The sequence below is a fragment of the Succinimonas amylolytica DSM 2873 genome, from assembly GCF_000378405.1.
Lineage (GTDB): Bacteria > Pseudomonadota > Gammaproteobacteria > Enterobacterales > Succinivibrionaceae > Succinimonas > Succinimonas amylolytica.
On record NZ_KB899641.1, the window covers coordinates 10,191 to 30,547 of the forward strand.

Consider the following 20,357-nt stretch of genomic DNA (forward strand, 5'->3'; position numbering starts at 1 on the left):
ATAAACCAAACTTTTTCAAAAAAAATTAAAGGTTGACTTTCTTTTAATGAATACAACTTATGATCAAACAAAAGTCAACCGCTATATAATAATAAAAATTGCAAAACAAACTTATGATACTACCTTAATCTCGATGCCCGACTTGAATTTCACCTTAAAGCGGTCATCATAGACAGTGATGGTCTCTACGAGCCGTCGTACCAAAGCATCATCGTACTCCTGAACTTCAGTGCCCTGCCCGGAGAGGAATGATTCCATCTCTGCAAATCTTATTCGAGCTCCCTCTCTATTCGCATCATCGATCTGGAGCCGGTACTTTTTCTCACGGAGCTTCATAATCTCATCACCAAGAGCATCGCAGTTCTGACGAGCCTTGGTCAGTCTGATGATCTCCTGCTGCTTCTCATTGATTTTCTCATCTATTTCAGCAACAGCCTTAAAATTACTGATGCCAAGAACTTTTGCAATATTGGCTTTTAGCTGTGGCAGGAAATTATCCTGTTTTGCGTAGACCTCATTGATGGCTTTCAGTACCACTGCGTGAAGATCAGTTTCATTTACCGTTCTCGCCGGGCAGTCTATCTTAGACCGTTTCTTTTGGAGACGTGAAAGGCATCGCCATACATTTCTTCTATTTCCACGTATGTTCCACTGGGTTCTCTGAAAAACCTCACCGCAATGAGCACAGAAGACAATGTTTGTAAAAGCGTACTTGCCACTGTACTGTCTGCGTCTCAACACATTGGTTTCAAGGCTGGCACGTCTGGCCATCTCCTCCTGAACCCGCAAAAACAGATCCCTCGGAATGATGGGCTCATGATTGTTCTCGATATAATACTGTGGAACCAGTCCTTTATTCTCCACCCGCTTTTTGGTAGGAAAATCTGTGGTGACAGTCTTCTGCAGGAGGGCGTCGCCAATGTACTTTTCGTTTCTGAGAATCTTACGCAAAGTCGTTGCAACCCACCTGGTTTTGCCCGCTGCTGTCTTAATACCATCAGCCTCCAAACCTTTGCTGATGATGTTGTAGCTGTAACCTTCCAGATATTCCCGAAAGATGCGTTTCACCACTTCAGCCTCTTCCTTGTTGATGATGAGCTTTCCGTTCTCATCCTTGTCATACCCAAGAAAACGTGTGGTGCAGACCTGTACCTTCCCTTGGCTGGTAGCGGTACTGAAGTCCGAGTTTAACGTTCTGCGAAAGACTCTCGCTTTCCTGCTGAGCCAGAGATGCCATGATGGTGAGCATCACCTCACCTTTGGCATCAAGTGTGTTGATACTTTCTTTCTCAAAATATACCGCGATGTTCTTATCCTTGAGCTGCCTTATGTATTTAAGGCAGTCCAGAGTATTACGGGCAAAACGGCTGATGGACTTGGTAACCACCATGTCGATTTTGCCAGCCATGCAGTCATTGATAAGCCTGTCGAACTCAACACGGTTTTTGGTGTTGGTTCCTGATATACCGTCATCAGCATATATGCCGGCACTTTCCCATGCCGGATTCTGCTTGATGTATTTCGTGTAGTGCTCCACTTGAGCTTCGTAGCTTGTTGCCTGCTCATCGGTATCAGTAGACACTCGGCAGTAAGCTGCCACTCGTGTTTTGGAACTTCATCCTGAACAACTCTGGTACCGACACGCTTTTTGGCGGGGATCATAGTTATTGATGCCAATTTATACCTCTCTTACTTCTATTAAACTGTAAAGGTACTCAGCCTGAGCAAAGGGTTCTGCAATCCTCTTTTTCGCTTTTCCCATGGTGAATTCTTTAGGGATTATGATTTTGTCGGAGAATGTCTTTTTCTTGTGGTCTCTGCCAAGTCTGGTACTGCGCCTGCGTCTTTCCTGCTCTGCCGCATCAAACATTTCCCTGTCAATGATGGCAGGATAAAACTCATCCCCGAGATAGTGACGGTTCTGCAGAAGACGTTTCACACTGCCATGATTCATATGCAATCCCACCTGCTCTGCAGCATCCATGTAGCTCATCCCGGACAGATACCCTTTATAAATCTGCTTTATCTGTCTGACTTCTTCTTTGCAGACAACCGCAATACCGTTCTGAATTCTGTATCCTAATGGAGTATGTCCTTTGTTCATTTTTGAATTGCCTCACTAAGATTAAGTCCGCATTTCAGATGGAAAGAAACAGAGGCTCTTGAGACGATAGTCGCATGATCGACAAAGTTTTCAAAAGCCTCCCCGTCAAACTCCGAAAGCATCTCCTTTTTCCCGGTAAACCGGATAAGTTCCTCCAATGCCGCTGTTCGATGTTTCACATCGTTAGCACCGTTGATAGTCTGCTCCTTCTCCTTCCTCAGCTTTTCAGTTTCATTGATGAGGCTGTTGTTCTCCTGGGCAAATGCCGCCAAATCCAGATATCCCTTGCCGGCAAGCAGGGAAAGAGACTGTCTGCGGTCAGTCATTTCACTTATGGCCGCATCAATCTCTGCCATTCGTACCCTGTTGGCATTGTTATTCTGCCTGCGGATATCATTAAGAAGTCCCTGCAAAAGATCGACACTGGCAAAAATCAGCTTGTTCATCATGGTGGAAAAAGCTGATTTCAGAGCAGACTCCTTTACGTACTTCATCGAGCATTTTTCCTTATGGTGGAGATGCTCACGGCATACCCATACCGGAGTTTTAACAGTGCCGATGGTATTTATATGTCTGACGAGCATTGCTCCGCATTCACCGCAGACAATTTTCCCGGTAAATGGATAATGGGTATTTGTCTTTCTAATGTTGAGGTGCTTCTCCTTTGCCCGGTGTTCCAGCGAATTCTGAACCGCATCAAACACCTCCCTGCTGATAATGGCTTCGTGGTGTTCCTTTGCATAAAACTGATCCGCTTCGCCATAGTTCCAGCGCCGCCTGCAATTAGAATCTTTGTATGTTTTCTGAAACAGACAGTCACCGATATATCTCTCGTTTTTTAAAATTGAACATACGGTTGATGCCCGCCACTTACCACCGTTCCTTGTTGGAACATTATTTTCAGTAAGCAGTTGTGCAACCTGATGAGAACTGAGTCCTTTCACGCTGTTGTCGAACGTGAATCTGACCCACGTAGCCTCATCCTCATTTATTGAATAAACCCCGTCTTTAATTGAGTAGCCGAACGGAGCACAGCAGGACTTGAAAGTACCATCCTCAAAACGGCAGCGAACGCTCCACGTGTTGTTCTGCGATATTGATTCAGACTCACTCTGAGCCAGACTGCTCATCACTGACAGCAGCAGTTCAGATTCCATCTTCTCAGTGTTGAGATTCTCTTTCTCAAAGTAAACCGTGATGCCAAGTTCCTGAAGTCTGCGAACCAGTTCAAGACAGTCTGTGGTATTTCTGGCGAAACGGCTGAGCGACTTTGTTAAAATCACATCGATTTTCCCCGCTTCGCAGTCCTGCATCATCTGCATCAGCGCCGGACGCAGATCCTTCCTTCTGCCTGTTATGCCCTCATCGTAATAAAGTCCGGCATACTCCCATTCAGGATTTGAGGATATGTACTCCTCGTAATGAGTCTTCTGGGTTTCGAGGCTTTCAAGCTGCTCCTCGCTTCCCGTAGATACGCGGCAATAGGCAGCCACCCGCTTACGCATCAGTATTTTTCCATCTACTGACGGCTCTATTTTGATTATCTTTTTCATTGTCTCGTTTCCTCTGTTCTCGGTAACATATTTGCTCTGTGTGCCTGCTATAGCAACTCAATAATCAGAATAATGGAGCGAGATATGTCGGGAACGAGAGCCTGTTCTCCGCCATAATAAGAAGGTATTCATCACGGCAGATCACTCCACCGTTCAACATATTTCTTGTTATCATTTCCGCCCATAAGAACATAAATTCAGTCTTCAGCTGCTCCGGTGTCAGAGGCTTAACCTCTGATTTAAACGGCAGAAAATAACCACTCTGTTCGAAATCAATTATCTTTTTCATATAATTACCCCCGTGGCTATACCATTACTCTGTATGCCGTTTATAGCAACTCAACAATCGAGTATTGCGGAGAGAAAGGTCGGAAACGTGGTTTTGTTTTCTGCCATAATGAGACGGTACTCATCCTGCGTAATGAGTCCCCGATTGAGCATCATTCCGGTAATCTGTTTAGCCCTTAAATAGTTGAACTCGTTCTTAAGTTCCTCAGCCGTGTATTTTCTGATGGCCTTACTGTCAGTCTTTGATTCGTTTGTCGGCATTTCATAGCTCCTGTACGCAAAACATCTGTTCCTACTCTCTATGTTCAGCAGGAGCCATTTCTGACAAAAATAATTTCAGAAACTTCTTTTCGCTTTTCTGCCCCCTAAAAATGCTCGGTTTTACACAAAGATTTATGACTCTTATCTAGCCTACGTTGAGAGATTTGGGAAACTGACTAAAGAAATGGCAATAATGTACTGGACATCAGAGGCTGATTTGAGCGGAACGATTTTAGGAAATGTGGCTGATTGGCTATTTGGTGAGCAGGGGATTTGTAGAAGATGACATTGAATGTGATATAAGTCTAAAAAATAATGGTGTTTTATAATCTGATCACAGATATAAGATCAAAGTAAGCTCAAAACTGATAAAAAAATAAACCAATGGTAAACTTGTAAGTATAGGGTTTTTATAGTGCTACAAGCAGGTGGCAACAGTGTGCGGCTTATCAAATCCTTAAGGAGAGGGGAAGGCTTCCGCATAAAGATTAATTGATTTATTTTCTATTCAAAAAGGTGATGTTATGGGTTTTTGGGATCTGGCTAAAAAAGGTTTAGACGCAATTAGTGAAAATGCAGCTGAGTATAGGGAATTACAAGCGAAGTATGAATCCTACAGTGATGAACAATTGAAAGATATTCTTAGATCATCTTATTCATCTATGAAGGAAAAGGCTGCAGCGCGGAAGGTTTTAAAAGAACGTGGTTACGATAATCCGTATAGATAAAAACGTTAGGAAATTGTATGGATAAGAACAAAACTACGGTTACTCGATATACCTGTTCTGTAAGGTATGTTGATAAAAGAGGACATACAGGGTACAGGACTGTTGTAGTAACTGCTGATATGGATTTGGCTGCCATGAAAATGGCAGAGGGTAACGTCAAAATGCAGATTCCTGACGCAGTTGAAGTCGTCTGTGTAACCTGCAGAAGATCGTGATTAAATAGTGTTATAGGAGTTTTTTATATGGCTAGATGGAGTGCTAGAGTTCGTTGTTATTTAAGGAATAGTTCGATAGGTAGTAGTTATGAAATGTCGATCTCTTCAATTATTGCTGACAGTGAGTACGAGGCTAGAGAAATTATCCTATCAAAAGCAGCATCAATGAAGCCTAATTATGAGAATTTTGAGATTATTGAAATTCACCAGATGGGTTAGCAGTTGTTTTGATTGGAGAAGATTGTGGGGATATGTAATAGTTATTAATTAACGTATCCTTGAGTGGTCGTGATTCGGAGGTTTTATGGGACTTTTCGGTGAGTTGTTTGGTTCTTTTGCTAAAGGTATGGCGAATGGGATAGCTAACGGAATTAAGGAAGAATTGAATAAAGACCCCATTATTCGATTTGGTGAGGAAATGAAGTACATTAAATCCAAATATAAGTCCTTGGATAATGAAAAATTAATAGACAAGGCTTATAATGCTGAAGATCCTGTTCATAGAGGTATTGCGTGTGACGTTTTAAATTCACGTGGATACATAATGACAACATGGAATCTTCAAATTTCAGGTGAATTTTCGATAGGACCCGATAAAGTAAAAGTTGTAGATCTTGGACGTAGAACTATGACAGCCCACGATAGAGCAACAGCAATTAAAATGGCAAATGAACGAATTTTACCTGAATTTGCTTCAAAGAGACCTGAGTTAAAGAATTTTACTATTACATCTTGTGTTAACACAGAATGGGTTGCATCCATTCGTGGTTTTCTTAATAATGGTCATTCTGACATCCTTACTATGAAACTTGTATGTGGCATTGACGATGACGAAGAAGCCGTTAAAAATGAATTTATGAAAGAGGCGTCACACAGATATGATAACTATAAAAATTTTAAGATAGAATCCATTCACAGAGTAATTGAATAGAAAATGATTTTTTTAAAACTCCTAACAGTCCACAACATCATTTTTGCCAAAAACGGATGGCTATTTTAAAGGCCTTGCTGTATCGAACTAAGTAGAAATCGACTTTTTGCACCGGGTTTATTTATATGCTAAGCAAGAGGAGAAAATAAGGTAAAGCAGACTGTAGCACCATCAGTCTGCTAAATTGCCCTCTTACTCCCCAAGTCGGCTATTCACCGCTTGAGCTAAATCGCCCAACTTCCCGAACAGCCAGTTTCCCGGACAGTTTTTCTTGGCAAACCAGCGGTGAACGGTCAGCAGCATATCATCACTCCTGACCGAATAACTCAATGCCTTATTCCGATCTGCGATCCACAGCAGTCGTTTCTTTCCGTTCCTTCTACAGATATCAACGCACAGATCTACCAGGGCGGCATACACCCCCGGCTTCATGGTGTATGGCTCAATCATATCAGAGGCGCATTCGATAGTAACGGCTCGCTGGTCGTTGTCCCGGGAAGATGAGCACCAGGAGCGGTTCTGCTCATCAACACAAAGTCCGATTCTGCCGTCAGCCCCGATGCAGTAGTTGCAGCTTGCCTGTCTGCTGCTATCCTTAAAGCAGTCACAGATCCTCTCAACACTAAGCTGACCGACAACTGCATGGGGTGTAATTCTGCTGATGGCGCAGGTTCTTTTCCCTGAATGGTTAGGACTCAATTTTGTAAAACCCTCTAATGGACTATTTGCCACTTTCATTCTCCTTATTTTCTGATTTATCGTGTAACTGGTTTAAAGCCTTTTTGACCACAGTCGGTATCGGCAGACCAAGGTGTGATGCATTCTCAAGAAGACTGATGCCCTCGTTTGAGAGGTAAAAGAAAATTACCGCAGTTCTGAGTACGCTCCCGGTCTGAAATATTCTTGTATCCAGAATGGTAGCAACGCCTACCAGCATGAACACGATTACCTTCCTGCAGATACCTTTAAACCCGATGGAACTTGACAGTTTCCCATCGACAATCCCGCACATGACACCGCTGATGTAATCGATAACCGTAATGGCAATCAGGGCATACAGGAGGCCGTCACAACCGCCGAGGAAGTAGCCGAGCCATCCGCCGATTCCCGTAAACATTGCCTGGAGCATATTCCAAAGCTCTCTCATGTTTTTTTCTCCAATAAAAAAGGCGACCTTTAAGCCGCCTGTTATTTAACTCTTCTTACGTTACTTCGCACCCGCTCCAGAAACTCCCGGTCAAGATAGCGTTCCACCCGTTCACAGTCAGAGAGATATTTCTGCCAGTAGGCATAAGCCCGGAAATCAAGGTAGATGAATTTATTCCATGGCTTTTCCATTGAGAGGTAATGCACCATCAGCGGAGCCATTTCCTTGTACCCCGGGTTGAACCAGATGGCATTGAACTCACCTGAAAGCTGATGCTTTTTCCCGAAGTGAAGATTCACAAAGTCCTGCTCCGGGCAGTACATGAAGTCTCCTTTTTCCTCAATCGTTTTGATGAACTTCTCATACAAGCCATTACAGTCAGCCTTGTAGCACATAAGACCAGTATTGAAATACAGCGGAGTGTTCACGATTTCCTTAAGCTTCATCTGCTTCATCCTCTTATCACGGTTTTCCCGTTCATTGACGCCGAAGATGCCGGTCTCATGTTCTGCCGTGATCTCCTCAAGAAGCGGAACAATAGAGCCCAGAAACAGCGTGTCCAGGTCGAAGTTCAGGACACAGTCGGTTTCGGCAGAGACATCTTCAAGAGACCTGATTCTCTGAGCAATGGCCGGAACAGCGCTGCGATGAACCATGAGCCTGTTTCCGCCAACGGTGGCAAAAAGATCATGCCGCGGGAAGTCCACCAGCCGCGCCTCCACAAGGTCGCTTGGCAAAATGGCCCTGAGCATTATCCATGCTGTATTATCTCGGCTATCTCACCATTGATCCGGTACTGTCAAGCTCAGACAGGCAAATGTTAAAAATTCCGAATCTCTTTATGTCGAAGCTGTTTGCACAATGCACGGTGGACTTGCGATTAAAGCCTAATAGCATATTCAGAGAACAGAAACTAGATATATCAGCACTACTTAATGCCTCGGATGATCTTTCATCTTTTGCTTGTTCCTGTACAGAGTTTTTAAGCAGTATCTTCACCAATCAGGTTCTTTTACACATGAGTGAGATGGCACTGAATCTGGTGCTTCACGCCAAACTAGATTCCATGTTCGGTGTTTTTGTAGAAATGCAAAAGTCCCTTCGGATTGTCGGCAAAGGAGAAAAGTATGCCGATCTGGTAATAACCGTAAATGACGGAACAGAGGACGAATGTATCTACCTTATCGAGCTGAAGTACGCCGCTAAAAAAGACGCGACTGAAGCAAAGATTGTAAGTCTGAAAAAGGAGGCAACCGAACAGGTACAAACCTACAGGACAGCCCTTGAGTTCAAGGATAAACAGGTCAAAGCCTATGCCATGGTCTTTTCCAGTTCGGAGTGCGTGTATTGCGGGTAGTTTAAGTTGTTGCAAATTATGCAACAACTCTTTTCTGAAAACACAACTGGTAATCTGCTACCTCTGCTCTCTGTGCTGCTTAAGCCGTCTCGGGGCCTTCAGTCTTTTTGGACATCCTACAGGCCCCTCAGAAATTTCCCTGGACCAAAATCCATGAAGTACTGACATTTAATCTTCAGCGTGACGGTATTCATAAATTTTGAATCTATACAAAATCCGGTTGGTACGGAGGGTTTAACACCTTGAGCTCTAGCCGCCCCCTTGTGCGGTCTGGATATCATCCACATCGAATTGACTAAAGAAAGATCCTGCTCTATCAAGATTTCCCTTTTTATTTACTTGAAAGATGAGGAGGAGTGTCCTGTTCATAAGACAGAATATGGATGGCAGAGACACTGTCTTACGTGCTGCAGGAACCACGGGGAGTGGGAATCTCGGCGGGACACAAAATGCCAGGCTTTCTGAAATCATGTAGCAGTCCCGGAATACTGGCTTATGAAGAGCTTCCGGTAGATGCCTTCCCGGGCCATCAGTTCCTGATGCCGCCCTTCCTCGGCAATCCGGCCATGATCCATTACGATGATCCGGTCGGCATCAAGAATAGTGGACAGCCGGTGTGCCACGATAAGACAGGTTCTCCGGCCGGTGAGAGCCCGAAGCGCCTCCTGAATATGTCTTTCGGTACGGGTGTCCAGACTGGACGTTGCCTCGTCCAGAATCAGTACCGGGGGATTGGCCACATAGGTTCTGGCTACAGAAAGAAGCTGTCTTTCGCCCTGGGAGAGCCGTGCTCCGGCATCCGTGAGCAAAGCGCCGGTACCGGAGGGAATCCGGGAAACAAGAGTCCAGGCACCGCATTCCCGGAGTCTTGTCTCCAGAACGGAATCGGAAATACCGGGAGCTCCGGCGGTAAGATTGTTTCGAACGGTATCTGAAAACAGCACTGTATCCTGAAGCACGGTTCCGAAGGTCTTTCTGAGAGACTTTACTGAAAACTCCCGGATATCTCTGCCATCCAGGAGAATGGCGCCGGCATCAGGCTCATAAAACCGGAGCAGGAGATTTATCAGAGTTGATTTGCCGCTGCCGGTGGCTCCGGCCAGAGCCACCTTTTCCCCCGGGGCAATGCAGAGACTGAAATTCCGGAGTGCCGGGGCGCCTCCCGGATAGGAGAAGGAAACCCCGCGGAACTCGATCTCTCCCCGGATATCCCCGGGCACCGGAGCTCCGGCGGTGTTTTCCCGGGGCAGATCCATGATTTCGAATATCCGTTCCGCACCGGCCAGCGCCGTCTGAATCTGGCCGAATACCTGAGCCAGCATGTTTACCGGCCGGGAAAGCTGCCGGGCATAAACCGCAAAGGCGGCAATGGTTCCCACGGTGATAAGTCCGTGAATTGCCATTACTGCACCGGCTATGGTCACCAGAATAAAGCTGAGATTTCCAATGGTATTCATCACGGGGCCCATGGCATTTCCGGCAGTTTCGGCCAGAATGGCGGCCCGGGTCAGGCTGTCAGAGGCTTCGTCAAAGGCAGCCCGGTTCTGGTCCTGCATATTCAGAGAGACACATGCCTGATAATTTGACAGCGACTCCTCCACAATGCCGTTAACCTTTCCCAGAAGCTCCTGACGCCTGAGAAGAAGCTTTCTGATATACCGGGCAATGATGCGGGTAACTATCATGGTAAGCAGCACCGTGCCCAGGGCGATAAGAGTCAGGGGGACGCTGTACCAGAACATCACAGCCTGTGTTCCCAGTAAAAGGAGACTCCCGGAAAAGAGCGCGGTAAGTGCCATGCTTACGGTATCGGAAACCATGTCCGCATCGCTGGTCATCCGGCTCAGGAGATCGCCGCGGGATCTCCGGTCAGAAACCCCGGACGGGAGACTGGTCACTGCCTGAAACAGATCGTTTCTGAGTCTTTTCAGAAGCCTGGCTGAAAGTCCGGCTCCGGCAGCACCCTGAATAAGACTGAACAGCGCGGACAGCAGGTATACTGCGATGAGTGCCGTCAGAATTCCGGGAACGCTGCCGGTATCCCCCCGGGAGATGGCATCCACTGCTTCCGCTATAAAGGCCGGGGCCAGGGAGGCCAGAAGCGAGGCCAGCACTGCTGCCAGAAGCAGTGCCAGAAGCGGCCGGAGATCCGGTTTGAAGTAGCCGAGAAGCCTTTTAAGAGCGGCTTTCGGAGTTTCCGGAATTTCGGGAATCTCCTGAAATCCAGGGCCCCGGCCCATAAAGCCCCGCATTTGGGGATAGCGTCCGCTCCGCGCTACTGCTGATTCACCGGGAGATCGCCTGTTCCTTTCCGTCATATCTGTTCTCCCTGCCCGGTACTGTCACCGGATAGTCCGCCGTTCTGGGTTCTGAAAAGCTCCTGATAGACTGGACAGGTTCCGAGAAGTTCCTCATGAGTTCCCGTCCCGGCTATTCTGCCGGCGTCGAGTACCAGAATTCTGTCGGCATTCCGGAGGGTGGAAATCCTCTGGGATACAATAATCACGGTATTTCCGGAATATTCCCGCCGGATGCTGTTCAGGACGGCGGCCTCGGTTCTGAAATCAAGAGCGCTGAGAGCGTCATCCAGAATGATAATTTCATGGCTCTGACAGAACACCCGGGCCAGCTGAATCCGCTGCTTCTGCCCTCCGGAAAGACCTGTGCCGCCGGCACCCGGCACGGTGTCATAGGCCTCCGGCTTTTCTGAAATGAAATCAGAGGCTGCAGCATTTGCGGCAGCCCGGAGAACCTCCTCCTCTGTGGCAGCGGGATTCCCGGCCCTGATATTGTCCCGGAGAGTTTTCGTGAATACCGGAGTTTTCTGGAAAGCCACCCCGACCCGGGCACGGAGTTCCCGGATCTGCCAGTCCCGGACATCAGTGCCATCTACTGCCACTGTACCTGACGTGGTATCGTAAAACCGGGGGATCAGCTGCAGAAGTGCACTTTTTCCGGAACCGGTAGAACCGGTAATTCCGATGGTTTCTCCGGCATGAATATCAAGGGTGATGCCGGAAAGCGCGTCCTCCTTCTGCCCGGGATAGCGGAAGGATACATCCCGGAAAGAGACTGTCCCGCTTTCAGGGCCTCCGGCTGCAGTGCCGTCCCGGAGTGCCGGTTCCGTATTAAGCACCTCAGAAACCCGGTCCCATGACGCCAGGCCCCGGGTTACATTCTGAAAAATCAGTGCCAGCATAAGAAGACCGTTCAGGATCTGGGAAAGATAGGTTACGCCAGCCATGACAGTCCCGGGAGCCGCGAGCCCGTCTGCCGCCTGAACAGCCCCAATCCAGATAAGCCCCACTATCGCCAGATTCAGAATGATGTTCATTAATGGATGCATAAAGGACAGCAGTATCAGAGAGCGGTAGCGCGACCGGGCCAGATCGGAATTTACCAGAGAAAACCGCCGGTTTTCGTAATTTTCCCGGGCAAACGCCTTGATGGTAGTGAGTCCGATTAGTCCTTCGCGGGCGGTCTGATTTACGAGATCCGTCCTATGCTGGAGTTCCTCAAAAAGCGGCCGGGACTTCCGGAGAATATAGGCAGTCTCGATAATGATGAGCGGCAGCGCGAACAGGAGAGTCATGCCGAAATCCGGAGAGAGTGCCAGAAGCGCCGCGCTTCCGGCTACAAGAAACATGAGGGCCCGGACAGCTCCCCGAATCAGCTGCGCTGTCATGTTCTGGATGCCGACGATGTCCGACGTGGTGCGGGTGATCAGGGATCCTGCAGAAAAACGGTCATAATCCGGAAAGGAAAAGCCTGCAATTCTGGCAAAAAGCGCCTTTCTGATCAGATTGCCGCCCCGCATGCTGAAGAGGTTGGCAAATACGGCACTGAGAAGACCGGCCAGAAGGCCTCCCAGCATTACACCAGTCATGAGAAGCCCTGCGGATATCACCTGGCTTATATCGGGTGGAAGATGCTCCGGACCTCCCAGAATGGCATTGTCCACGATCCCGGCCATAATTCCGGGAAGAGTAAGATCGGCCGAGACCTCCAGAATCATAAAGATCACCGAGAGGAGAGAGCAGCGCCAGTATTTCAGAAAAAAGGAGGTCATGATTCACCGTTAGCGGCAGTGCCGGATCGGCTGCGAACCGAACGGCGGTGGCAAGGTATCCCGGCCGGCAGTATTATTCCGGTCAGAGCCGCCCTATTCTACTCCAGACTGGAATCCCGCTCCATACCAGAAAAAATTCTTCCTTTCTCTGAAAGCGTAACCATTCCCGCAATGTCAGGAAGAAAACGTTTTCTGAAAAAGTACCGCAGTTTAACCGGCGGCACTGCGGGGAGGAAATTTTTAAAATATTATGATAATATGCGGCAAATTTGTTTATTTTAGACTTCTTATTCCGGGATCCGCCCGTTCATGGAGCCCTTTCCCGGAAGCCAGTTTCTGAAAATATCTAGCAGGCATTGACTATGAACATGAACCTGATTAAAAGTTCCGCCCTGACGAAGGCAGCGCTGATCCTGCCCTTTTTCGCCATAAGCACGGCATTTGCCTCTCCGGCAGGGACCCGGGCCAGTGTTGCCATGGATACTCTGGCGGCACAGTGGGAACATGTTTCTGTAGCTACCGGCATTACCAAGGAGAAAGCCACTATTCATGAGCTTCTTTCCGCCTTTCACCGGCATTGGCCCACCGGGGTGTTTGGAAAGCTGATCCAGGATGAAAAGGGAGTAATGGATATCAAAAACGGCTATGCCGAGGTGCAGTTCCATAATCCTGAAACCGACAGCGTCGAGGTCGGAGTTGCCACCATCTGGCGCCGTAAAAACGGACATACCCTGCTGGGCATCACCATTGACCGGAACATTTCCGATTTCGGCACCTCTCAGATTGTAATGTTTTATGACTACAATCCTGCCACCGGAAACCTGGTTCCCGAAAAGAGCTACGCTGGGTGTCAGATTCCAGAATCCCACAAAGCGCTCCGGCCGGTAATCGAGCTGCCGCGGCAGGGAAAGAATATCGAGGTTACGGAATTCAATCCGGAAATAAGCATCAGCCTCCGCCACACCTGTACCTTTAACGGCATGAACCACAAGTATGCCAGCACGGTTATCGAAACCGATGCGGACTTTATCGGTCTTCTGCCTCCTCAGGCCCAGGAATACGATGTGGATCTTACTCCCAGCTACTACACCTTTTATGACATTGACCGGGATGGCTATCCGGAACTCTGGCTTACGGATCTTACCGGAGACTACCAGCAGATGTATTCGGTGAAGGAGAAAACCCAGCTTCTGGGATGGAGCGACTACAAAACACACTTCCGGTTCTTCCCGGGTGTTCTGGCCAATTCCGGGGGCTGCGGTACCATGTGCTTCATCACGGTATACACCACCATCAGAGACAGCCGGCCCGTGGACTACCTTAACGAAATTACCTCCGGGGATTTTGAAGGAAATCAGGTTGTTACCTATACCGTGGGCAATCTGGACGAGGGCTCCGAAAACACCACCGAGATTCCGGTGCGGGAAGGCGCAGAAAAGGTGCGCACCTTCGGACTCCCCTATGAGGATGATCTTCCGGAATGGCATCGGGTCAGAAAGGTTCTCGTTCGCGGGGATCGTTTCCAGCGCTAGTCCGGGCGCAAGGCTCCGGCATGTCCGGAGCTTTTTTTGTCACGGATATGACCTCCGGCCTCATGCAGAAAGCTGCGGACGAACGGGGAGATAAACCGGAAGCGGTACCTTAACAGTCTCACATATCAGGGGCCGCTAATCCGGGAAGAGAGTTTCCTGCCAGGGACTGTTTTCAGGATTATGGCCGGGAAGAAGGAGCAGCCACGGGAAACAACAGACATGAAAAACCGCCTTCCGGAACAGAAGGCGGCGAATTCGGAGCTGTCCGCCGGCGAGGAAACCGGAAGCAGCCGGTGTTATTCCGGGCCCCACCCGGAGAAAATTTCCTAATTGAAGAACAGGGTCAGGAATTCCTGGTCGGTAAGGGAGAGAATTCTTCTGACAATGTTCATCTCCTTCATGGTAAAGGTGTGGGTTTCCACTTTTTTGTAGAAGGTACGGGGCGCAATGTCCAGCTCCTTGATAAAATCCTGAATGGTCCAGCCCTGCTTCTGAATAATCTCATTAAGCTGACGGAGCTCTACGGCCTCATCCAGATCGTTTACGATAGGAGTAATCTTCTCATTCCGCTTGTCAATAATCTCATTAAAGCTCTGGAATATTTCGGAATTGTCCTGTTCTACCTTTTCCGGAAGTCTTCTTAATTCGGAATTTAGCTTTTCCAGCCGGGAAATGAGGAAAAGAATATCATTGGAAACCCGTCTGAACTCGTCTTTAAGCTCCTTGTGCTTGGTTTCAAATTCCTTAAAATAGTTCACCGACTTCAAATCGTCATTCATGCGGTACTACCCTTAATCTATGCCCGTAAAAATCAACAGCACCGGCGGGATGGAATTTCCGCCTGCAACGTGGCCGTATTTTAACGTAAAACTGGCAGAAATAAAATAAAAGTGCAAAAAAATACTGTGCAGAATGTTGCAAACCGTTACAGATTGTTACATCCGAGATTTTAGGCTATCCCGGAAAATCTTTGACGAGCATGTTGCCAGGCCTTATATCATAAGACCTTACTGCAGATCGTTTCCAAAAGCTTTAAAAAAACTTCACGCCGGGAGCTTCAATCAGCAGAATTGGAAATCTTGACAACAGTCTGCTGTTTTACGACAATCAGTCCTGTCCTTCACGCTCCCTGTGGTTTATTTCGCAATCCGGGATCGCCGATCCCCTGATTATGCGTGGAGAAGAAGGAAGATCCCCTTCCGCACCGCGGATGAAATCTTCCGTTCAGTATGCAAGACTTTGGAGATACTAATTATGAAGCTCGCTTTTATTGCCGGTTCCGTTCTTCTCTTGGCAGCAGGCTCAGCCAGTGCCAACTTTGACCTCGTTAACAATACCTCCTCCGTTATTAATGCCGTCTATCTCAGTGACAGCGAAACTGATGACTGGGAAGAAAACATGATTGAAGGCCAGGTAATCAATCCCGGCGAAACCATGGAAATGCAGGTTGAGGTTAAGTACGACAAGTTCGACCTCCGGGTAGAATCCACAGAAGGCGGTCATGAAGACTATTTTGAGTTCCCGGGCAATGTATCCACCATTCAGCTGAACGGTGCCGGGAAGTCTCAGTACAAGTAATCACAAAGAATTACGTACGGAAACACGGGGAGCCTGAGGCTCCCCTTTTTAGTGCCCTGATTTCCGGCGGCTGTGAAAAAAAGCGGGGACAAGGTCTGGTTCGCCCCGGCGGTATTTGAAGCTTTTTCCGTCAGCTACCCGGGTTTTCCTGACGCCGTGAAAGGAGCTTCTTTAACTCCTTGATATTATCCCTGACCTCCTTAAGCTCCTTCCCGGCCTCCCGGACTCTGCTTTCTTCAAGCTCAAGAAGCTTACAGGCCAGAATCTTCCGCTGTTCTGCCTGCGCTGCTCTTCTCTCGGCAAGGGTGTGCCAGGCTGTTTCATAGCTGGCCAGAGCCGGCATCTCCTCGCCGTCAGCCTTCTCGAAAAGGCTGCTGGCAGTATTAAGGAGCTCTTCAAATGCGGCGATTTCGGCGCAAAGCCCGTTCTCAAGATCATAAGCCTCATCTGCCTTAGCCTGGGCCTGCTGCCAGGATTCGGCGGCGGCGGCCAGGGAACTTCTTTCGTTCTCCTCAGAAATTTTGCGGGTGCGAATTTCCGCCTCTACATATTCCCGTACCTTCCTGGGGTTTTTGAAGAACTCCTTTTCGCATTCCAGCAGGTTCCATACTGCCGCTCTGTCACACAGCTCTGCAAACTCCCGGGATTCCTGGGTGGTTTTCGAGGACATATATTTCATGATGCATTCGAAATCCGAGGCCTGAGTTTTCCAGTAGGAAGCGGCACTCTCCTCCCGGGAGGGAGCTGCAGTGCCGGCCGGGGTATCATTTTGCGGGGTAGTGCTGTTTTTGCTGTTGTCTGATACTTTCATGCTAATCACCTGTAAACTTTCATAATTGAGATATCCGGGAACTCCGGAGCACTTCCGGGCTTTATCATTCCGTCCGGATAATTGTACCGCTGCGGCTTAAAGAAGCCTAACCTTTTATTTCGGTACCGGAAAACGGGTCCCCGGATTCCCTTATGAAAAACGGAATAGTATGGTGTATCTCTAAATGGCGGCCAGGTATGCCGTATTGACAGCAGGGAGTAAAAGCGGGGGTGATTTTACTCCCTGCTGTCAATACCGCTGGAATGGAGACAGGATTCCGGAGGATGCTGAAATATGCCCCGGGGCGGCGGAAATCTGCCATTAAAAAAAAGCCCCGGACACAGGGCTTTCTCTGAATGTGATCTCAGGAACGGGGAGCTCCTTCTGAGATCAGATGTCCATGGGGGGCAGCTTCGGAAGATCGTTTTCGTGATACTTGAAGTTCGGATCCTCTCCTACGGTTTCGCGTTCCGTCCTCTTCTGGCGCATAGCCGCGCGAAGCCGCTGAATTTCCTCGTCATCGTCATCAAAGCCGAATACAAACTGCGGTTCCGGCTCTTTGGGAGTATCATCCTCAGGTTCATTGGAGTCTGAGGTCTTCTGTCCGTCTTCGGCGTCGTCATCCATGGAGACATCGCAGGTAAAATCCCACTCGGAGCTGCCCTGCTGTGAATAGGCCTGTCTTATCTGATCCTCGATGAAATTTATAGCTGCCTCAGTCAGGGAAAGGCGCTGGGTGTTTTCGGAATGATCCTCCATATACTGAATATACTGATCCACGTTGTGAATGTCCTGGCGCTTGAACCAGTCGGATTCGCCTTCGATAAAGGGATCAAAATCGTCAACATTTCTGACAATCACCCCCTCCATCATGCGGTAATCCTCCGGACCGAAAAGATTTCCGGTGGCTTTTTCTTCAATAAATACCGCAGGCTCATCATTGGAAACACCCTTGAGAATTTCGATCTGCCGGGGAGTTCTGGCATCTTCCGGAGTATTGGAGGCATCCAGATATTCGGGCAGCTTGCCATAATGCACGATATAAACGGTTCCCTCAGGACTATGTGCTTCCACAACATAACCGGCGCCACCGGCATCAGGTTTGGCTCTGCCGTCAACATAGAGTTTTGGTTTGGGGTTCATTATCGCATCTCCTTCGCTGTTTCCGATCCGAACCGGAAAATCCTATATAAAAAACCAGATTGTAAAGGTGTCGTGATTAATTCTATCTATAATGAGAATCCAATAACGTTACCGATATGCGATTTTGGTAAAAACATGAAACAATTTTCAGAAAATTTCTGGAATTTTCATAGCCGACAGCACTTCGGGGAAGGCACCATGCCAGCCCGCGGTGTTCTGAACCCCGTAAGGAAGCCCCCGCCCCCTGAAAATCAGTCTTCCCGGGCGAGAGCACAAAGCTCGGCATGCTTTTCCCGGATTTCCTGAATGAGCGTATCGTAGTCCCCCGGCTCCTCGCGCCGGAGCATTTCGGTTATGCGGGAGATGGGCGCCAGAACCGGCTCAAGAGAGAGATTGGCATACACGCCCTTCAGGGAATGGGCTATTTCAAAGGCTTCATGCAGACGCCCCTCTTTTACGGCCTGCTCCAGCTCATCAAATCTGGGCGTGTCATCCAGAACCTTCGTTACCATCTCAAGGTAAAAATCCGCCATTCCGGAACAGCGCCGGAGTCCGGAACTGACATCGGCTCCGAAATAATTCAGCTTTTGAACGGTAATCATAATTATATTCTCCTTCCTCATCAGCTCCTGCCGCCGTTGCCGCTCCCGCATGCAGCAGAAGCCGCAAGGTCTGTCCGGGACTATTCTGCTGCCCGGAGGTGTCACAGTGACATGTCAGAATATCAGAGCGGCATTCCGATATCCTTTTTAATGAGATTCTCAAAATCCTCCGGGGGCACCGGCTTTGAGAAGTAATAGCCCTGAATAAGCTCACAGCCCATCTGGCGCAGAGTCTGGCACTGCTTCTCGTCCTCCACCCCTTCGGCAATGGCGGGGATATTAAGGAATTTGGCAATATCCAGGATAAGTCTGACCAGCTGAAGATCCCGGGTGCTGTTCAGCATTTTACGGATAAATGACATATCCAGCTTTAAAGCATCTATAGGAAGCGAGGTCAGCATGTTGAGGGAGGAATATCCGGTACCGAAATCGTCCATCTCTATCCGGAAGCCCAGGCTGCGCAGTCTCTTTGCGGTTTCAATAATCTGATTGGAGTCGGCGGTGTACGCGGATTCGGTAATTTCCAGAATGAGATCTCCCGATTCCAGATTGTTGGCGGAAAGAAGCGCCAGAAGCTCCTTTTCCAGGCTGGGAGCATAGATGTCAACCCGTGATACATTTACCGAAACCGGAATTTTCTTTTTGAAAGTGTCGTGCCATTTCCGGATCTGCCGTGCGGCTTCTGTCCATACATAGCGATCCAGCTTAAGCACCAGTCCGTTTTCCTCAAACAGCGGAATAAAAAGCCCGGGACTTATCATTCCCAGTTCCGGGTGCATCCACCGCACCAGTGCCTCGGCACTGTGCAGCACCGGAGTCTCGCCCTGAATCTGGTACTTGGGCTGATAGTACACATGGAACTGTCTTTCCCGGAGCGCATCATCCAGCATCATAATCAGCCGTTCATTGAACATTTCCTTCTCATGAGCATCGTTATTGTAGTAGAAGCACCCGGTCTTGTAGGTATTCTTGTGGTCATTGCACAGGAGAGCCGCCTTTTCAAAGCGCTGCTCCGGATCCATGGATTTGCTGACGTTCTCATATACGCCGAAATGAATGTTGAATCTGGTGTTTCCGGTATGCTCGCAAACGCTTCTGGCAATATTGCGGCATATTGTGCTGTAATCATCCCGGTGCTGAAGATATAACAGAAAAGTTCCGAATTCGCCGCGGCAGGCCATGCCCTGTTCCAGAGGAAGAAAATGCTTGATCTCCTCGGAAATTACCTTAAGAACCTGTCTTATGAAAGCCCGGCCGTAGATATCCTGAATCATATGAAAGCGGGTCAGCGTCAGAACAGCCGCATCCATGGGGGTATCCCTGTTATAGAGATCGTGCTGTCTTACATACTCCATGAAAAAGTTCCGGGAATAGAGCATTGTCAGGGGATCCCGCTCATTCCTGCGGATAATGGTACTGTCCTCCTCCAGAGTAATGGAACGCTCGATGCGGGCCAGAATAACCTCCGGGAAGTCGTAGGGCTTGGGAATAAAATCCACCGCCCCCCGGTGCAGGGCTTCCACCTCCGCCTCCTTGTTGGCGGTAAGCACTATTACCGGAGCCTTGCCATACTGCACAGCGTGCCCCAGAAACTGTTCCATGAAGGTATAGCCATCCATGACCGGCATTACCAGATCCAGAAGCACCAGAGAAATAGTTCCCGGCTGGGACTGAAGAATATCAAGAGCTTCCCTGCCGTTTGCGGCATAAAGAACATCGTAATTCCGGGATACAATAACGCCCAGAAGACGGCGGTTAACCTCGGAATCATCAACAACCAGCACCTTGCGTCTTATGTTTTTGCTTCTGCTGAGAAAATCCTTCATGACGACTGACCTTTTGTGTGATTTGTCTGCCCGTTCGGAAGAGGAAATAAACGAATGAAATTCTGAGATCTGAAAAGAAACCGGGATTCCGAAAAAAGGGCATAATCACGGCTGTAAAAACCTATTTGATAGCTTCCAGATAATGCCATTCTATCATTACGGCTGTATATGGGAGCGTTTTCATGCGAAAATTTTGCGTTATGTCCGATAAA

23 protein-coding genes are annotated in these 20,357 nt (G+C 48.4%); 7 read left to right on the forward strand and 16 right to left on the reverse strand.

The features are described 5' to 3' along the window. Positions 1 to 111: 111 nt before the first annotated feature. The 6 genes from F557_RS23730 to F557_RS0116625 form a co-directional block, all read right to left on the reverse strand. Positions 112 to 1,071, reverse strand: coding sequence for a recombinase family protein (locus F557_RS23730; RefSeq protein WP_019003332.1), 960 nt, complete (start codon positions 1,069 to 1,071; stop codon positions 112 to 114). A 46-nt stretch (positions 1,072 to 1,117) separates the two neighbouring features. Beyond that, on the reverse strand, positions 1,118 to 1,582 hold the full coding sequence (locus F557_RS23735; protein ID WP_245539426.1) for a recombinase family protein: 465 nt from the start codon (positions 1,580 to 1,582) through the stop codon (positions 1,118 to 1,120). Between the two features lie 96 nt (positions 1,583 to 1,678). After that, the gene (locus F557_RS0116610) at positions 1,679 to 2,104 is read right to left on the reverse strand and encodes a recombinase family protein (protein ID WP_019003333.1); all 426 of its coding nucleotides are present in this window, start codon (positions 2,102 to 2,104) and stop codon (positions 1,679 to 1,681) included. After that, positions 2,101 to 3,657, reverse strand: a complete 1,557-nt coding sequence (locus tag F557_RS0116615) for a recombinase family protein (RefSeq protein WP_019003334.1) — start codon at positions 3,655 to 3,657, stop codon at positions 2,101 to 2,103. The genes F557_RS0116610 and F557_RS0116615 overlap by 4 nt, the downstream gene beginning before the upstream one ends. A 64-nt stretch (positions 3,658 to 3,721) precedes the next feature. Then, entirely contained in the window at positions 3,722 to 3,946 is a 225-nt protein-coding gene (locus F557_RS0116620) for an SHOCT domain-containing protein (RefSeq protein ID WP_019003335.1), read from the reverse strand. Positions 3,947 to 3,996: 50 nt separating this feature from the next. Then, positions 3,997 to 4,206, reverse strand: coding sequence for an SHOCT domain-containing protein (locus tag F557_RS0116625; protein ID WP_019003336.1), 210 nt, complete (start codon positions 4,204 to 4,206; stop codon positions 3,997 to 3,999). A 524-nt stretch (positions 4,207 to 4,730) separates the two neighbouring features. On the opposite strand from F557_RS0116625, the gene F557_RS0116630 reads away from it, so the two are divergent. The 4 genes from F557_RS0116630 to F557_RS0116645 all read left to right on the forward strand — a co-directional run bounded on the left by F557_RS0116630 (position 4,731) and on the right by F557_RS0116645 (position 6,080). Continuing rightward, positions 4,731 to 4,934, forward strand: coding sequence for a hypothetical protein (locus tag F557_RS0116630; RefSeq protein WP_019003337.1), 204 nt, complete (start codon positions 4,731 to 4,733; stop codon positions 4,932 to 4,934). 17 nt (positions 4,935 to 4,951) lie between these two features. Then, complete coding sequence (locus F557_RS0116635; RefSeq protein ID WP_019003338.1) at positions 4,952 to 5,149, forward strand: hypothetical protein; 198 nt, start codon at positions 4,952 to 4,954, stop codon at positions 5,147 to 5,149. 27 nt (positions 5,150 to 5,176) lie between these two features. Further along, entirely contained in the window at positions 5,177 to 5,368 is a 192-nt protein-coding gene (locus F557_RS22465) for a hypothetical protein (RefSeq protein WP_157617943.1), read from the forward strand. A gap of 85 nt (positions 5,369 to 5,453) precedes the next feature. Continuing rightward, positions 5,454 to 6,080: a hypothetical protein gene (locus tag F557_RS0116645; protein WP_019003340.1), complete on the forward strand. Its 627-nt coding sequence runs from the start codon at positions 5,454 to 5,456 to the stop codon at positions 6,078 to 6,080. A gap of 192 nt (positions 6,081 to 6,272) precedes the next feature. On the opposite strand, the gene F557_RS0116650 is transcribed toward F557_RS0116645, so the two are convergent. The 3 genes from F557_RS0116650 to F557_RS0116660 are packed head-to-tail and all read right to left on the reverse strand — an operon-like array spanning position 6,273 to position 7,979. Continuing rightward, positions 6,273 to 6,812, reverse strand: a complete 540-nt coding sequence (locus F557_RS0116650; protein WP_026297987.1) for a peptidoglycan recognition protein family protein — start codon at positions 6,810 to 6,812, stop codon at positions 6,273 to 6,275. Next, a complete protein-coding gene (locus F557_RS0116655) occupies positions 6,802 to 7,227 on the reverse strand; it encodes a phage holin family protein (RefSeq protein ID WP_019003342.1) in 426 nt (141 codons plus the stop codon). Before F557_RS0116655 ends, F557_RS0116650 begins: the two co-directional genes overlap by 11 nt. Before the next feature lie 41 nt (positions 7,228 to 7,268). Then, positions 7,269 to 7,979: a glycosyltransferase gene (locus F557_RS0116660; RefSeq protein WP_019003343.1), complete on the reverse strand. Its 711-nt coding sequence runs from the start codon at positions 7,977 to 7,979 to the stop codon at positions 7,269 to 7,271. 266 nt (positions 7,980 to 8,245) lie between these two features. Here F557_RS0116660 and F557_RS0116665 point away from each other — a divergent pair, with 266 nt between their 5' ends. Further along, the gene (locus F557_RS0116665) at positions 8,246 to 8,584 is read left to right on the forward strand and encodes a PD-(D/E)XK nuclease domain-containing protein (RefSeq protein WP_019003344.1); all 339 of its coding nucleotides are present in this window, start codon (positions 8,246 to 8,248) and stop codon (positions 8,582 to 8,584) included. A 467-nt stretch (positions 8,585 to 9,051) separates the two neighbouring features. On the opposite strand, the gene F557_RS0116675 is transcribed toward F557_RS0116665, so the two are convergent. Together F557_RS0116675 and F557_RS20590 are read right to left on the reverse strand one after the other, a co-directional pair. After that, positions 9,052 to 10,902: an ABC transporter ATP-binding protein gene (locus F557_RS0116675; RefSeq protein ID WP_019003346.1), complete on the reverse strand. Its 1,851-nt coding sequence runs from the start codon at positions 10,900 to 10,902 to the stop codon at positions 9,052 to 9,054. Next, complete coding sequence (locus F557_RS20590) at positions 10,899 to 12,653, reverse strand: ABC transporter ATP-binding protein (protein ID WP_019003347.1); 1,755 nt, start codon at positions 12,651 to 12,653, stop codon at positions 10,899 to 10,901. Before F557_RS20590 ends, F557_RS0116675 begins: the two co-directional genes overlap by 4 nt. 362 nt (positions 12,654 to 13,015) lie before the next feature. On the opposite strand from F557_RS20590, the gene F557_RS0116690 reads away from it, so the two are divergent. Continuing rightward, positions 13,016 to 14,185: a hypothetical protein gene (locus F557_RS0116690; RefSeq protein WP_019003349.1), complete on the forward strand. Its 1,170-nt coding sequence runs from the start codon at positions 13,016 to 13,018 to the stop codon at positions 14,183 to 14,185. 326 nt (positions 14,186 to 14,511) lie between these two features. Here F557_RS0116690 and F557_RS0116705 read toward each other — a convergent pair whose 3' ends face one another. Then, positions 14,512 to 14,964: a hypothetical protein gene (locus F557_RS0116705; protein WP_019003352.1), complete on the reverse strand. Its 453-nt coding sequence runs from the start codon at positions 14,962 to 14,964 to the stop codon at positions 14,512 to 14,514. Positions 14,965 to 15,439: 475 nt separating this feature from the next. Between F557_RS0116705 and F557_RS20595 the strand changes: the two genes are divergently transcribed. Continuing rightward, on the forward strand, positions 15,440 to 15,763 hold the full coding sequence (locus F557_RS20595) for a hypothetical protein (protein WP_019003353.1): 324 nt from the start codon (positions 15,440 to 15,442) through the stop codon (positions 15,761 to 15,763). A gap of 130 nt (positions 15,764 to 15,893) precedes the next feature. On the opposite strand, the gene F557_RS0116715 is transcribed toward F557_RS20595, so the two are convergent. The 4 genes from F557_RS0116715 to F557_RS20605 all read right to left on the reverse strand — a co-directional run bounded on the left by F557_RS0116715 (position 15,894) and on the right by F557_RS20605 (position 20,145). Next, entirely contained in the window at positions 15,894 to 16,574 is a 681-nt protein-coding gene (locus tag F557_RS0116715) for a hypothetical protein (protein ID WP_019003354.1), read from the reverse strand. 390 nt (positions 16,575 to 16,964) lie between these two features. Next, the gene (locus F557_RS0116725) at positions 16,965 to 17,717 is read right to left on the reverse strand and encodes a hypothetical protein (RefSeq protein ID WP_019003356.1); all 753 of its coding nucleotides are present in this window, start codon (positions 17,715 to 17,717) and stop codon (positions 16,965 to 16,967) included. 251 nt (positions 17,718 to 17,968) lie between these two features. Further along, positions 17,969 to 18,319 carry an Hpt domain-containing protein gene (locus tag F557_RS20600; protein ID WP_169335227.1) on the reverse strand — a complete coding sequence of 117 codons (351 nt, stop codon included), beginning with the start codon at positions 18,317 to 18,319 and terminating at the stop codon, positions 17,969 to 17,971. A gap of 122 nt (positions 18,320 to 18,441) precedes the next feature. Beyond that, entirely contained in the window at positions 18,442 to 20,145 is a 1,704-nt protein-coding gene (locus tag F557_RS20605) for a putative bifunctional diguanylate cyclase/phosphodiesterase (protein ID WP_019003358.1), read from the reverse strand. Positions 20,146 to 20,357: the final 212 nt, after the last annotated feature.

Excerpts from the sequence above, each read along its gene's own strand:
- F557_RS0116610 (WP_019003333.1), bottom strand. The coding sequence starts at position 2,104 with ATGAACAAAGGACATACTCCATTAGGATACAGAATTCAGAACGGTATT.
- F557_RS0116615 (WP_019003334.1), bottom strand. The coding sequence starts at position 3,657 with ATGAAAAAGATAATCAAAATAGAGCCGTCAGTAGATGGAAAAATACTG.
- F557_RS0116620 (WP_019003335.1), bottom strand. The coding sequence starts at position 3,946 with ATGAAAAAGATAATTGATTTCGAACAGAGTGGTTATTTTCTGCCGTTT.
- F557_RS0116625 (WP_019003336.1), bottom strand. The coding sequence starts at position 4,206 with ATGCCGACAAACGAATCAAAGACTGACAGTAAGGCCATCAGAAAATAC.
- F557_RS0116630 (WP_019003337.1), top strand. The coding sequence starts at position 4,731 with ATGGGTTTTTGGGATCTGGCTAAAAAAGGTTTAGACGCAATTAGTGAA.
- F557_RS0116635 (WP_019003338.1), top strand. The coding sequence starts at position 4,952 with ATGGATAAGAACAAAACTACGGTTACTCGATATACCTGTTCTGTAAGG.
- F557_RS22465 (WP_157617943.1), top strand. The coding sequence starts at position 5,177 with ATGGCTAGATGGAGTGCTAGAGTTCGTTGTTATTTAAGGAATAGTTCG.
- F557_RS0116645 (WP_019003340.1), top strand. The coding sequence starts at position 5,454 with ATGGGACTTTTCGGTGAGTTGTTTGGTTCTTTTGCTAAAGGTATGGCG.
- F557_RS0116655 (WP_019003342.1), bottom strand. The coding sequence starts at position 7,227 with ATGAGAGAGCTTTGGAATATGCTCCAGGCAATGTTTACGGGAATCGGC.
- F557_RS0116660 (WP_019003343.1), bottom strand. The coding sequence starts at position 7,979 with ATGCTCAGGGCCATTTTGCCAAGCGACCTTGTGGAGGCGCGGCTGGTG.
- F557_RS0116665 (WP_019003344.1), top strand. The coding sequence starts at position 8,246 with ATGAGTGAGATGGCACTGAATCTGGTGCTTCACGCCAAACTAGATTCC.
- F557_RS0116675 (WP_019003346.1), bottom strand. The coding sequence starts at position 10,902 with ATGACGGAAAGGAACAGGCGATCTCCCGGTGAATCAGCAGTAGCGCGG.
- F557_RS20590 (WP_019003347.1), bottom strand. The coding sequence starts at position 12,653 with ATGACCTCCTTTTTTCTGAAATACTGGCGCTGCTCTCTCCTCTCGGTG.
- F557_RS0116690 (WP_019003349.1), top strand. The coding sequence starts at position 13,016 with ATGAACATGAACCTGATTAAAAGTTCCGCCCTGACGAAGGCAGCGCTG.
- F557_RS0116705 (WP_019003352.1), bottom strand. The coding sequence starts at position 14,964 with ATGAATGACGATTTGAAGTCGGTGAACTATTTTAAGGAATTTGAAACC.
- F557_RS20595 (WP_019003353.1), top strand. The coding sequence starts at position 15,440 with ATGAAGCTCGCTTTTATTGCCGGTTCCGTTCTTCTCTTGGCAGCAGGC.
- F557_RS0116715 (WP_019003354.1), bottom strand. The coding sequence starts at position 16,574 with ATGAAAGTATCAGACAACAGCAAAAACAGCACTACCCCGCAAAATGAT.
- F557_RS0116725 (WP_019003356.1), bottom strand. The coding sequence starts at position 17,717 with ATGAACCCCAAACCAAAACTCTATGTTGACGGCAGAGCCAAACCTGAT.
- F557_RS20600 (WP_169335227.1), bottom strand. The coding sequence starts at position 18,319 with ATGATTACCGTTCAAAAGCTGAATTATTTCGGAGCCGATGTCAGTTCC.
- F557_RS20605 (WP_019003358.1), bottom strand. The coding sequence starts at position 20,145 with ATGAAGGATTTTCTCAGCAGAAGCAAAAACATAAGACGCAAGGTGCTG.